A 14,476-nucleotide genomic window follows, 5' to 3' on the forward strand; every position below is an offset into this window, starting at 1 on the left:
ACGTCACCTATCCCTCCGCTCGTAGCGTGGAGTCCGTGATCGCAGGGGAAACTCCAGATCACATCAATTGCGATAATTGGGCAGACTCCGACACCGCATGTCAGTGGCGTGCGCGATGATGTAGGCCGACCAGGGGATGAGAGAGGTTTGGCCGCTGTGGATGTCTTTGAACTGCACCGGAAGCTTGTCGCTGACTACCGGCAGTTCACTGAGTCATTCGTGGGCATCCGGGACCCCAGAATTCGTGAGGCCGTCGAGCGTGACCTCGCAGAAGGCGGCCAATGGCCGGACGCATGGCTGTCGATCAACCCTCTCTTCGAACCGGGGGGCACGGTTGACGAGCTCGTCAAGGACCAGCTGCTGCACCCCGAGTGCTCCAAGATCTTCCGCACCGGCAAAGACGCCGGAGGGGCTCCCGGCGTTCCCATCTCTTTCCACCGGCACCAGCGAGAAGCGATCGAGGTAGCCACCACCGGCAGGAGCTTCGTGCTCACCACCGGCACCGGTTCGGGCAAGAGCCTCGGCTACATCGTGCCAATCGTGGACCACGTCCTGCGTGCACGCACCGCGGGCGATACGGAACGCCGTACGCGCGCGGTGATCGTGTACCCGATGAACGCTCTGGCGAACAGCCAGCGCAAAGAGCTCGAGAAGTTCCTTCAGGCAGGGTACGGGCCAGAGGCGTCGCCGGTGACCTTTGCGCGCTACACCGGCCAGGAGTCCGAGGAGGAGCGCCACCGGATCCTGCGCGATCGCCCCGACATCATCCTCACGAACTACGTGATGCTCGACCTCCTGCTCACCCGCGACAAGGAGCGCGGAAACTTTCTGCATGCCACACGCGATCTGCGTTTCCTCGTCCTGGACGAGCTCCACACCTACCGCGGCCGGCAGGGAGCGGATGTCGCTCTGCTGGTGCGGCGTGTGCGGGACGCCTGCGAGGCGCGGAGCCTTCAGTGCATCGGCACCTCAGCGACCATGTCGAACGAAGGAGATCATCTGGAGCGCCGTAAAGACGTGGCGCGCGTGGCCAGCCGGATCTTCGGAGGGCCGGAAGACGTCGCACCGGAACATGTCATCGGCGAGACACTCCGCCGCGCCACCCGAGGGCCGGATCCGTCACCGGCGCAGTTGACCGAAGCCGTACTCAGGGCACCGGATCGGCTCACCCGCGGCTACAACGACCTTGCTGAGGATCCGCTCGCGGTCTGGATCGAGAACACGTTCGGTCTGCGAGACCAGGCTGGGCATCTCGAGCGGCAGCGTCCGATCACGCTGGCCGATGCTGCGGTCGGCCTGGCCGCCTTGGTGAATCTGGACGAGGACACGTGCAGGGCTGCCATCGAGGACATGCTGCGCGCCGGAGCGAAGGCCAAGGACCCTGACACGCATCGCCCCTTGTTCGCCTTCCGCCTGCACCAGTTCGTCTCGAAGGGGGACACCGTCTATGTAAGCCTTGAGCCCGAGGCGACGCGCTACGCCACCAGGCGATACCAGCGTGTGGTCCAGGGCGACCGGGGCAAGCTCCTGCTGCCCTTGTCCTTCTGCCGCGAGTGCGGCCAGGAGTACCTCGCTGTGTCCCGGACGATGAGAGCCGGCCAGGTGGCTTACGAGCCGAGACACGATCACGAGTCGGACGACGATCAGACCGCGGACGGCTATCTGTATGTGAGCACCACCGCACCGTGGCCAGCGGATCCTGTCGCGGACGGGCGGCTGCCGGACTCATGGCTCGTGCGCGACGAATCCGGTATCCATGTGACCGACAATCGTCGGCGCTATCTTCCGGTGCCTGTGACCGTCACTCTCGACGGTACAGAAACGGGGTACGGCGGCGCAGAGAGCGAGTCCTCAGCCGCAGGCGACCACGGCACTGACCCTGCCGACGGTGCCGAGGGTCTTAGGGCTGCATTCGTCCCCGCCCCGTTCCTGTTCTGCCTGAACCCCGAGTGCAAGGTCTCGTACGAGCAGGTCCGTGGCCGGGACTTCGCCAAGCTCGCCAGCCTCGACTCGGAGGGGCGCAGCTCCGCGATGACGGTGATCAGTGCGAGCATCGTCCGGAGTCTGCGCAGCCAGCCACCCGGCGATGAGATGCCGAGAGAGGCTCAGAAGCTGCTCACCTTCGTGGACAACCGTCAGGACGCCAGTCTGCAGGCTGGGCATTTCAACGACTTCATCCAGGTGACGCATCTGCGGGGCGCCCTGGTCAAGGCGTTGAGTGACGCCGGTCCAGCCGGGTTGCGTTACGACACTCTGGCGCAGCGTGTCACCGATGCCCTGGCCCTGCCGGTGGAGTCCTACGCGGGCAGGGCGGAGGTTCGCTTCAGCCATCAGCGGGAGAATGTCACCTCTGCTCTGCGCGCGGTGGTGGAACTCCTCCTGTACCAGGATCTGCAGGGGTCCTGGCGTGTGACGATGCCGGGCCTGGAGCAAACCGGGCTGCTGGTTTTCGACTATCCGGCTCTCGGTGAGATCGCCGCTGCCGAGGACCTTTGGGAGAGCGGGCACGCGGCTCTCGCCGACGCCGCCCCGGAGCAGCGCGAGCAGCTGCTGCGGCTGGTGCTCGATGAGATGCGCCGCAATCTCGCCGTCGACGTCGAGGTTCTGTCCCGCACCGGTTTCGAGCGGGTGCGTTCGCGCTCCGACCAGTGGCTGACTGGCCCTTGGGCGCTCTCGGAGAGTCATCCGGAGCCCCGCCCTGCGGCTGTGTTCCCAACGCCGGCGCGGCCTGGCGGGTACCGCAGTGACGTCCACTTCACCGGCCGGTCCATGCTCGGCCGCTATCTGCGCGCGCCGAGCTGTTTCCCGCACCTGTCGGACCGCCTGACCGTCGACGACGCCCAGCTCGTGATCCGCAGGCTGCTCGAAGTGCTCTGCGAAGCAGACCTGATCACGGAGTCCGTGCCACGGTCGGAGACGGGTACCCCCGGTTACCGAGTGAAGGCGTCCTCGCTGCTGTGGCTGCCTTCAGACGGTTCCGAAGGCATGCGCGATCTGCTGCGTCGCCGACACGGTGCCACCGCACCGCGCGTTAATGCCTTCTTCCGTGGTCTCTACGCGGATCTCGCGCACAGCCTCGCTGGGCTGCAGGCCGCGGAGCACACCGCTCAGGTCCCCACGCCCGTACGGGAGGAACGGGAGGCTCGGTTCAGTTCTGGCAGGCTGCCGTTGCTGTACTGCTCCCCGACGATGGAGCTCGGCGTCGACATCAAGAGCCTCAACACCGTTGCGATGCGTAACGTGCCGCCTACCCCGGCGAATTACGCGCAGCGTTCCGGGCGCGCGGGACGTTCCGGTGAGCCCGCCCTGGTCACCACGTACTGCGCCACCGGGAACGCACACGATCAGTACTACTTCCGTCGGTCGCACCTCATGGTGCAGGGGCGGGTGGCACCGCCGCGCCTCGATCTCGCGAACGAGGATCTGGTCCGCAGCCACGTCCAGGCGATCTGGCTCGCCGAGACCGGAGCCGACCTGCACTCGAGCCTGCCCGAGGTACTGGATCTCGCTGATTCGATGCGCGGTTATCCAGTGCGCGAGGAGATCTGGGCGCAGATGCTCGATCCGGCACCGGCCCGCCGCGCGGAGGAGCGTGCTCGGAACGTGCTCGCGTCCGTGCCGGATCTCGACAGCTCAAGCTGGTGGAGCCCGCGCTGGCTGGAGGATGTCGTCCGCAACGCCGCCCGAGGCTTCGACCGAGCCTGCGACCGCTGGCGCAACCTCTACCGGGGCGCTCTCGCGGAGCAGGAGGAACAGAACCGCCGCGTCCTCGACCAGTCGCTGAGCCCCCAGTCCCGTGAGCAGGCGGCCCGGCGCAGGCGCGAGGCCGAGAACCAGCTCAAGCTGCTGCGAAACGAGGACAGCCAGCGCCTCGGCCACAACTTCAGCGACTTCTACACGTACCGCTATTTCGCGTCTGAGGGGTTCCTGCCCGGATACTCCTTCCCGCGGCTCCCGCTGGCCGCGTACATCCCGGGCTCCCGCAAAGCTCGGGGTGCGGGTGCTGAGGGCGACTACCTGCAACGCCCCCGCTTCCTGGCTATCAACGAGTTCGGCCCCGGTGCCCTCATCTACCACGAAGGAGCCCGATACGAGGTCAAGCGGGTGCAGTTGCCCATCGCCGAGCCGGGCGAGATCGACACCGAAGCAGCTCGGCTCTGCCGCCACTGCGGCTACTTCCACGAGCAGCAGGCCGGTACGGATCTCTGCGACAACTGCGGTGAAGCGCTCACCGGGCTCATCCCCAACCTGATGCGGCTAACCACGGTCGTCACCGAGCGTCGCGAACGCATCTCCTCCGACGAGGAAGAACGACGCCGGGCAGGCTTCGAGCTGGAAACCGCTTACCGGTTCAACGCGCACGGCGACCGGCCAGCCAGGCTGGACGCGCAGATTCTCCGCGATGGCCAGAAGCTTGCCGACCTGGCCTACGGAGACACCGCCAGCCTGCGCATCATCAACAAGGGACGACGACGGCGCAAGGACAAGGCACGGGTCGGTTACCGCATCGACACCGCGACCGGCCGATGGCTGCCCGACAAGCAGGCTGAAGCCCTCGAATCGGACGAAGGGGAGTCGTTTGCGGATGCCGACATCTCCCGCCCCGTGGTCCCTTTCGTGGAGGACCGACGGAACATCCTCCTCCTGCGTCTCGCCAAGCCGGTTGACGAGGTCACCGCCACAACGTTGCGTTTCGCCCTTGAGCGCGGTGTCGAGGCGGCCTTCCAGTTGGAGGACTCCGAGCTGACCTCCATCGCCCTGCCGGACCCGGATAACCGGGCCCGGATGCTGTTCACGGAGAGCGCCGAGGGCGGCGCCGGGGTGCTTCGCCGCCTGCAGTCCGAACCAGACGCACTGGCGACCGCGGCCGCCGAAGCCCTGCGCATCGTGCACACCGACCCGGACACCGGTGAGGACGTGCCGGCGTCGGCAGGTCTGCCCGAGCCCTGCGAACTCGGTTGCTACGACTGCCTCCTGTCGTACGGAAACCAGAGCGAGCACCGGCTGATCGACCGCACAAAGGCGATCGGGCTGTTGAGGGGTATCGCACGGGCAACGGTGCGGGGAACGGGCGGGGCAGCCAGTCCTGCTGACCGGCTCATCATGCTCAAGGAGGACAGCGAGAGCGAACTGGAGCGCGCCTTCCTCGATTTCCTCGCCGACCGGGAGCTGCGCGTGCCGGACGAGGCGCAGGTTCCGCTGATACAGCTCGCGGCCCGCCCGGACTTCGTCTACCGCCTCGCCGGTGCCGACGTCGCCGTCTTCGTCGATGGTCCACACCACGACCGGCCCACCCAGCAGCAACGCGACGAGGAGGCCGAGGACCGGCTGATGGACGCAGGCTGGCTGGTTGTCCGCTTCGGGCACACTGACAACTGGCAGAAGATCGTCGACCGTTACCCGAACGTGTTCGGATCCGGAGGAGCCCGGTGACCAAGTACGAGACCGGCAACCTGGTGGCCGCCCGCGGGCGTGACTGGGTCGTGGAGAAGGTCACCGAGGATTTTCTGGTAGCACGCCCACTGGGCGGTGACCCGGCATTCACCACTGGGCTCTTCGTCGACGAAGTAACGGATTCGTCCTTTCCCAGGCCGAGCACCGACCCCGACGAGGTGGGTGACTTCAGCAGCGCGGGGCTTCTTCGAACGGCGCTGCAGATCGGGTTCCGGGACAGCGCGGGCCCCTTCCGATCCCTCGCCCAGTTGAACTTCGAGCCTCGGCGCTACCAGCTAGTACCGCTGATGATGTCGATGAGTATGGATGTGACGCGTTTGCTCATCGCCGACGATGTCGGCATCGGCAAGACTGTGGAATCGGGGCTCATCGCAAAGGAGCTGGTGGCTCAGGGGCAGGTTGACCGGTTCAGTGTGCTGTGCCCCCCAGCGCTGGCCCGGCAGTGGCAGGACGAGCTGCGGGACAAGTTCGGCATCGAAGCCGCGCTGGTCCTGCCCAGCACCGTCAAGAAGCTGGAGCGCGACCTCATGGGCGCCGAAAGCCTCTTCTCCCGGCACCGATTCACCATCGTGTCGACGGACTTCATCAAGCGGGAGGACCGCCGCAGCCAGTTCCTGCGCAGCGCACCGGAACTCGTCATCGTCGACGAAGCCCACACCTGCGTACCGGACGCCGCCGACCGGGCGGGCAAACACCGCCAGCTGCGCTACGAGCTCCTCACCGAGCTTTCCACGTCACCACAGCGCCACGTCATTCTGGTCACCGCCACTCCTCACAGTGGTAAGGAGGAGACCTTCCGCTGTCTTATCGGGTTGCTCGACCCTCAGTTCGCCCCGGATACTGGCTCGTTCGACCCGTCCCAGTCCGAAGACAGGATGCGCCTGGCCAAGTTCTTCGTGCAGCGACGCCGACGCGACATCAAGCACTACCTGCAGGAGGAGACCCACTTTCCGGACACGCGGTTCCTGCGGGATGTGCCCTTCCGGATGCACGACGAGTACGCCGATCTCCTTGAGGATGTACTGGCGTACGCGCGGGAGACCGTGCGTACGAGCAGCGGTGCGACCCGCGACCGCATCCGCTGGTGGTCCGCCCTCGCCCTGCTGCGCTCGCTCGCTTCCTCGCCGCTGGCCGCCGCCGCCACATTGGAGACCAGGGCCGCCGTCGAGGGTCTGACCGACGTGGAAGCAGAACGGCTCGGCCGGGCCTCCGTCCTCGACGGTGCCGAGGACGACACCGACGAAGGCACCGACGCCGCACCCGCTGGTGATGCCACTGAGGCACTGATCCCTCTCAAGGCGGTGGAAGGAGCCGAAGGGAGCGAACTGAGCGAGCGGGACAAGGCCCGGATCCTGGAGGAGCGGAAAAGGCTCCGGCGATTCGCCGAACGCGCCCGGCAGCTGGCCGGCCCCGAGCATGACCGGAAGCTCCTCCAAGTGGGCAAGGAAGTCAAGTCGCTGATCACGGCCGGCTACAACCCCATCGTCTTCTGCCGGTACATCCCCACCGCCCAGTACGTTGCGGATTATCTGAAGTCCATCCTCGGCAAGATCACCGTCGAGCACGTGACCGGACTGTTGCCCCCGAAGGAGCGCGAGGACCGTATCGCGACGCTCACTCAGGACCCTGCCGCTCGCAGGGTCCTGGTCGCCACCGACTGCCTGTCGGAGGGCGTCAACCTGCAGCACGGCTTCCAGGCTATCGTCCACTACGACCTTCCGTGGAACCCGACGCGTCTTGAGCAGCGCGAAGGACGTGTCGACCGTTTCGGCCAGCGTTCGACGTACGTGCGGGCCGTGACCCTGTACGGCGAGGACAACGGCATCGACGGTGTGGTCCTCGAAGTCCTGCTACGCAAACACCGCGCCATCCAGAAGGCGACCGGCGTCGCAGTGCCGGTCCCCGAGGCAGCCGACAGCCTGGTACAGGCACTCGTACAGGGCGTGCTGCTGCGCGGCCGCGAAGAGCGGCAGCTGACCCTCGACGTGGAGGCCGAAGAGGCGGCCGAGGCACTTGAACGACAGTGGCGCGACGCGGCCGAACGGGAATCCAAGGCACAGACCCGCTACGCGCAACGCACCATCCACCCAGAAGAGATGCAGCAGGAGATCGACGCCCTCCGGCAAGCCATCGGTAGCCGGGACGATGTCATCCGGTTCGTCCGCACTAGCCTCACCAAGCTAGGCGCCACCCTGCGTCCCGCTCCCTCCCGCGAAGAGGTCTCGGTCTCCGCCCGCCGGAAGCCCGCCGGTTCCGCCGCGACCGCCCAGCCGGTACTCACGGAACCGAAAGAAGAAGCAACGGACTTCACCGCTGACCTCACCGGGCTGCCCCCCGGACTGCTGCGTGACCTACAGCTGGACGGCGCAGCCCGGACCTTGGAGCTCACTTTCCGCGCAGAAGGTGCTGAACGGCTCGGCGAAGTTTCCCTCACCAGGTCGGATCCCCGTGTCGTCGCCCTGGCCCAGTGGGTGCTCGACACCTCCCTCGACGGATCGATCGCCATCGGGCGGCGCCTGGCCCGGCGCTGCGGCGTCATCAGGACGACGGCAGTGGACTCCCGCACCACGCTTCTGCTGGTCCGCCTCCGCCATCACCTGACCCTGCCGGGGCGCGGCACCACACCCACAGTGGCCGAGGAGGCCCGCGTCCTCGCCTACCAGGGCAGTGCGAGCGCACCCGAGTGGCTCACCCCGCAGGAAGTGACCCAGCTCCTGGACGCCGAACCCACGGCCAACGCCCTGGAAGAACACGTGCGCCAGTACGCGGACCGGGCCGTACGTGATCTTGACCGAATCCAGCCGGAGTTGGACCGCCACGGAGAGGCAGCAGCATCCGAGCTCCTCGCAGCGCACCGCCGCGTCCGCCGCTCGGCCTCCGCCGCCCGGCGCGGACTGCAGGTGACGTTCCAGCCCTCGGCCGATGTCCTCGGCGTGTACGTGTACGTTCCTGACACAGCATCAACCAACCGGACCACCACAGCCGGAGGCACCGCGTGAGCCCGACTGCCGTCCCTCTCGCGAGCGACGGATTCACCGCTGTCCGTATCGAAGGCAGCGTGCTCTCCCCCGAGATCCTGGCGCGTATCTCCGCAGGAGACCGCGCCCTGCCCGGGATGACACCGGGCGAGTACAGCCTGCCAGTCGGGCGGCTAGGCGACGCCGTGAGCCGGTCGTGGGCGTATCTGCAAGGCGTGTACCAGTCCTACCGTGACCAACTGCAGCAGCTGCCAGCGGCCGACCTCGGCACCACCCTGACCCGGCGGAAGTGGCTGCTCCCCCTCTTCGCCGAACTCGGCTACGGCCAACTGCCCACGACACGGCGGGGAGTCACAGCTGGCGGACGGTCCTTCCCCGTCAGTCATCTCCACCGTGAGCACTTCCCCGTCCACTTTCTGTCCTGGCACGCCGAACTGGATCGCCGCCCCGCGAAGGGAGGACGCGTCCCCCAAGCCATGCTGCAGGACTGCCTCAACACCGGCGGCTCGCTGTTGTGGGGGGTGCTCTCCAACGGCCGCCTGCTGCGACTGGTGCGGGACTCCACCTCCCTCGTCGGCTCCGCGTACATCGAGTTCGACCTCGAATCGATCTTCGACGGGGACCTGTACGCGGACTTCTACCTGCTGTATGCCCTACTGCACGCCTCCCGCATCGACCTGCTGCCCCGCGAGGACGACGCACCCGGCGAGCCAACCGCTGCCGACTGCTGGCTCGAACGCTGGCGGGAGGAAGCCCTGGAGAGCGGCTCGCGCTTCCTGCAGGGCCTGAGCACCGGGCTCCAGCTCGCGCTGGAGGAGCTGGGTTCCGGCTTCCTCACCCACCCCGCCAACGAACAGATAAGCAAGGGGCTCAGGAGCGGCGACATCCCCAAGGATCGCCTCAACGCCGCCCTGCTACGCCTCGTCTACCGACTAATCTTCCTGTTCGTCGCCGAGGACCGGCAGGCGCTGTTCGGCAAGGACTGCGATCCGCAGGCCCGGGACCGCTACGAGGCGTACTTCTCCAGCAGCCGGCTGCGCCGCCTCGCGCTGACGATGAAGGGCGACCGCCGGGACGATCTGTGGCAGGCCCTGATCATGGTGCTGAACGCCCTCGGTAAAGAGGGCGGGGACCCTCGGCTCGCCCTGCCGGGACTCGGCGGCGTCTACGATCCCAGTCCCCAGGACCACCTCTTCGACGACGTCACCCTGGCCTCTTTCCGGCTGCCCAACGACCGTCTCCTCGCCGCGGTGCGTCACCTCTCCCGGGTCCGTAGCGACGACGGCAGCCGCTGGCTGCCCGTCGACTACCGCCACCTCGGCGCGGAGGAGCTGGGTGGGGTGTACGAGGGCCTGCTCGAACTGGTCCCAGATCCCGATCCGGACCGCAAGACCTACCGCCTGCGCAACTCTGCCGGGCATTCCCGCAAGGCTTCGGGCTCGTACTACACACCTACGGCACTTGTGGACACCCTGCTCGAATCCGCCCTGGATCCCGTCCTGGAGGAAGCGGCGAAGTCATCCAACCCCGTGGACGCCCTGCTGCGGGTGACCGTGTGCGACCCGGCGTGCGGATCAGGACACTTCCTGGTCGCCGCCGCCCGCCGCATCGCCAAACGCATCGCCGTCGTACACACCCAGGAAACCGAACCACCCGTCGATGCCGTACAACGCTGGCTGCCCGACGTCGTGGCCCGCTGCATCCACGGCGTGGACCTCGACCGCATGGCCGTCGACCTCGCCAAGTTCGCACTGTGGATGCAGGCCCTCGAACCGGGCAAGCCCCGCCCGATGTCCTTCCTCGACGCCCACATCCGCCAGGGCAACGCCCTGCTCGGCGCCACACCGCGCCTGTTGGAGCAGGGCATCCCCGATGTGGCGTACCAGGCCCTCGAAGGCGACGACGCCAAGCAGGTCGCCCGGCTCCGCAAGCGCAACCGGGAGGAGCGCGACGCAGGTCAGGACGCGCTGTTCTCCACCGGCGGCGTCACCGTGGCCACGGGCAACGCCCACCACGCCCACGTCATCGCGGACATCCACAGCAAGTCCGGCCGCGAGCTCGCCGACATCCACCGGCAGATCGACAAGTACCGCTCATGGCAGTCGTCCCCGGAGAAAGTCAGGGACCGCCGTATCGCGGACGCCTGGTGCGCCGCTTTCGTGTGGCCCACCTATGTCGGCGGACCGGAGGGAATCGCCGCGGACTCCTGGCGCCGCATGATCGAGAACGGCAGCGCGGGTGCGGTGACCGACCAGACGGTGGACCAACTCGCCCATGAATACGGGTTCTTCCACTGGCATCTGGAGTTCCCGCACATCTTCAACAGCTCGGACGACGAGGCACCCGGCTACGACCCGGACCTGGGATGGAGCGGTGGCTTCTCGTGCGTCCTGGGTAACCCTCCCTGGGACCGGGTGAAACTCCAGGACAAGGAGTTCTTCGCCACACGCGTTCCGGAGATCGCGGACGCCTCCAACAAGGCTGCCCGCGACCACGCGATCGCCGAGCTCGCCGCCTCGCCGGAGCAGCGCTTCCACTACGACGCCTACCTCGCCGCACGCCGGCGCTCCGAGGGCACTCTCCACTTCCTGCGTGACTCGGGACGCTTCCCGTTCACAGGACAGGGCGACGTCAACACGTACTCTGTGTTCGCCGAAACGGCCCGGCAGTTCATCGCGGGGCGCGGTCGTATGGGCATCATCGTGCCGACCGGCATCGCCGTGGACTCCACCACGGCGCCCTTCTTCCGGGACATCCTCCAACAGCGGCGCCTCGACTCCCTGCTGGACTTCGTCACCAATCCGCGGATCTGGACGGATGTGGGAAACCGCCGCTACCGGTTCTCGCTCCTAACGGTCACGGGCCGGGACACCGAAATCACGCAGGCCGAATCCTGGACCCTGGGGAAACACCCGGACGAACTACCACCGCGCGGTGAGCGCATTCAGGTCAATCCAGCGGACCTGCTGCTGGTGAACCCGAATACCGGCACCATGCCGATGTTCCGCACGCAGCGTGACGCTGACATCACGCTTGGGATCTACCGGCGTGTACCAGTGCTGTGGGACGAGAACGACGACGCCCCTGAGGCCAACCCCTGGGGCATTTCCTTCATGCGAATGTTCGACATGGCCAACGACTCCGACCTGTTCTGGGAACAGCCCGAGTTGGAGGCCGGGGGACTACACCTGGAGGGCAATGTCTTCACTGACGGCACACACCGGCTGCTGCCGCTGTACGAGGCGAAGTTCGTCCACCACTACGACCACCGGCTGTCGTGCTACAGCAAGCGGCCCGAGGGCAGCCAGGACACGGAGCTGCCGCGGCTGACGCTGGAGGAAAAGAACGACCCGGGGCGGGGTCCGATTCCCCGGTACTGGATGTCTGAGTGTGATGTGGACTATCGCTTGAATGGGCGGTGGGACAAGGGGTGGCTGCTGGGATGGCGGGATGTGACTCGATCCACGGACGAGCGAACGATGATCACGTCTGTCATCCCCAGAACGGCCATCGCCCACACGACACCGCTGCTACTCCCTGGCGTCGAGCAACCTGCTCAGCTCATCGCCAATCTGAACAGCTTCGCCTTTGACTACGGCGTGAGGCAGAAGGTTGCTGGGATCCATCTGACCTACTCGTACCTGCGGCAAGTCCCTGTGCTCGCTCCTGAGCGCTACAAGCTAGCCGCAGCATGGGACGCGAAGGTCAGCCTCGCTGATTGGATCACCCCGCGAGTCCTGGAACTCACCTACACAGCCCACGACCTCACGCCCTTCGCCCGCGACCTCGGCGACGAAGGCCCCCCCTTCCGCTGGGACGAAGCCCGCCGAGCCCAGATCCGCGCCGAACTCGACGCCGCCATGTTCCACCTCTACGACCTGACCGAGGCCCAGGTCGATCATGTGATGGAGACGTTCCCCATCGTGCGGGGAAAGGACATGGCGGCCCACGGCAAGTACCGCACGAAGCTACTGATCCTCGAGGCTTACGCGGCCATGACCAAGGCCGCCCAAGCGGGCGACGCCTACGTCTCACCGCTCAGCCCACCCCCGGGACAAGGGCCAAGGCATGTGCAGGAGTGACCAATTCTCCGTGCGACGAGGGCGCGGCAAGCTCGACACTTTAGGATCTGAAACGGCGTGACTACGCATCAGCGAGGGGACAAGGTGAGCGGCGTGGGTGACGGGGTAACGGCGCAGCAAGCGGCGGCCGTACTCAAGAAGGTGCTCGACGACCGCACCGACCTCGACCGTGATGAATACGGGGACAACAAGCGCCTGCTCTTCGCCCTCCAGCTGCACCAGGGAATCGACGACATCCATGCAGTGGCCGTCGATTCCCTGACCGACGGGGGCCAGGACCACGGCTGCGACCTGGTTTACATCGACCCCGACTCCGAGAAGCTCATCATCGCCCAGGGGTTCGAGTCTCCCAAGTCATCTCTGGCAGAGCCCAAAGTATGGAAAGCCACCGCCCTCAACGAGAGCGTCGCTTGGCTGCTGAGCGGGAAACCGGAGGACCTGCCCGCACGGCTGAAGCCCGCCGGCGAGGCCGTACGCCAGGCCCTCCAGGACGGACGCATCAAGGAGGCGCAGTTCTGGTTCGTCCACAATCAACTCGAGACCGCCAACGCACGGGCCGAGCTCGACGCGACCGTTCGCATGGCGACGCGGGTGCTTCAACAAGCGTATCCGGACTCCGCTCCGGAGCGCGTCATCGGTCTCGAGGTAGGTGTGCCCACCCTGTACCGCTGGTACAAGGGGTCGCGGAGTCCCATTCTGGTCACCGACGAGATCACTCTCACCGTGGATGACTGCTTCGAACTGTCAAGCGGTAAGTGGAGCGCCGTGTGCACCGCCGTGGACACCGCCTGGCTCCAGAACCTGTACTGGGAACACAACGGCACCGAGGAGAACCGTCTGTTCTCCGCCAACGTCCGTGGCTTCGTCGGAGTCAAGGGCAAGAAGGGCGCTATCAACAGCGCGATCCGCAAAACCGTGCAGGATCGGCCGGAAGATCTCTTCGTCTTGAACAACGGCGTTACGGCCCTCACCCACGGAGTCGAGGTCGGTGAGCCCGGCCCCGACGGTCGGCGTATCATCACGTTGCAGGGCCTGTCGATCGTCAATGGTGCCCAGACGACCGGGGCCGTGAGCGACGAAACCCTCCGTAGACAGACCGAGGCCGGCCAGTTGCTGATCCGGTTCGTGGTGTGCGACGATCCTTCGCTCGTCAGCGAGGTGATCCGCACCACGAACCGTCAGCTCGCCACCCTGCCAGCGGACTTCCGGAGCAACGACCGTACTCAGCTGCGCCTCATCAAGGAGTTCCAGCAGCTCGGCGACATTGCCTACGACGGCGGTCGCCGTACCGACCCCAGCGACATCGCGGTGGCGCCACCCGCGAACCGCGTCGTGGCGACAACGGCAGCCAAGGCTCTCGCGGCCTTCCACGGTAAGCCCTACATCGCTTACAACGAGCCGGGCAAGATCTGGTCGGACGACGCGCTCTACGCCAGCCTCTTCGGCGACCACACCACGGCGCGGCATGTGCTGTTCTGCTACGGGTTGCAGCGCGCGGTGGAGCAGACGAAGACCGAGTACGCGGCAAGATGCAGGAACGATCCGGACCTCAAAGGGATCCCGCGCAAGGTGCATGACTTCCTCCAGCGCCGCGGCGCTGTCCCCGTGGTCATCGATGCCGTCGCCGCTTGCATGGACACCCTGCTCGGCCGCGGCACGCGCGACCCGTTCACGCTCGGGTTCTCCCGGCAGCCCACGCTCCCCAAAGTGATCAAGCACTGGCATCAAGTAATCAAACCCATAGTTCCGTTCCTCCCACACCTCGCACCCGCTCTCCAGCGTGGGGGCTCGAAAGGTGCCGGCGAGCACGACCGGGCGAAGGCGGTTGAGGACGCCCGCACGAACTTCGCCGGGATGGTCGAATCCCTGAGCGATCAGGACCACACGAAGACGGTATTTGACGTCTTCCGGCAGAACCTTGGCGAAAGGGCTGACTAGCCGCCGCCACCGCCTCGTCCCCCT

4 protein-coding genes are annotated in these 14,476 nt (G+C 66.5%); all 4 read left to right on the top strand.

What is annotated here, in order from left to right; translation table 11 throughout:
- Nucleotides 1-156 precede the first annotated feature (156 nt).
- The 4 genes from NW895_RS24445 to NW895_RS24460 all read left to right on the top strand — a co-directional run bounded on the left by NW895_RS24445 (nucleotide 157) and on the right by NW895_RS24460 (nucleotide 14,452).
- Nucleotides 157-5,433 (top strand): DEAD/DEAH box helicase, encoded by a 5,277-nt coding sequence (locus NW895_RS24445; RefSeq protein ID WP_289938320.1) that lies wholly within the window; start codon nucleotides 157-159, stop codon nucleotides 5,431-5,433.
- Nucleotides 5,430-8,453, top strand: a complete 3,024-nt coding sequence (locus NW895_RS24450) for a helicase-related protein (RefSeq protein WP_289938059.1) — start codon at nucleotides 5,430-5,432, stop codon at nucleotides 8,451-8,453. Before NW895_RS24445 ends, NW895_RS24450 begins: the two co-directional genes overlap by 4 nt.
- The gene (locus NW895_RS24455; RefSeq protein ID WP_289938061.1) at nucleotides 8,450-12,514 is read left to right on the top strand and encodes a DNA methyltransferase; all 4,065 of its coding nucleotides are present in this window, start codon (nucleotides 8,450-8,452) and stop codon (nucleotides 12,512-12,514) included. Before NW895_RS24450 ends, NW895_RS24455 begins: the two co-directional genes overlap by 4 nt.
- A gap of 93 nt (nucleotides 12,515-12,607) precedes the next feature.
- The gene (locus tag NW895_RS24460; RefSeq protein WP_289938062.1) at nucleotides 12,608-14,452 is read left to right on the top strand and encodes an AIPR family protein; all 1,845 of its coding nucleotides are present in this window, start codon (nucleotides 12,608-12,610) and stop codon (nucleotides 14,450-14,452) included.
- Nucleotides 14,453-14,476 lie beyond the last annotated feature (24 nt).

Source organism: Streptomyces sp. S.PNR 29 (assembly GCF_030386795.1).
GTDB lineage: Bacteria > Actinomycetota > Actinomycetes > Streptomycetales > Streptomycetaceae > Streptomyces.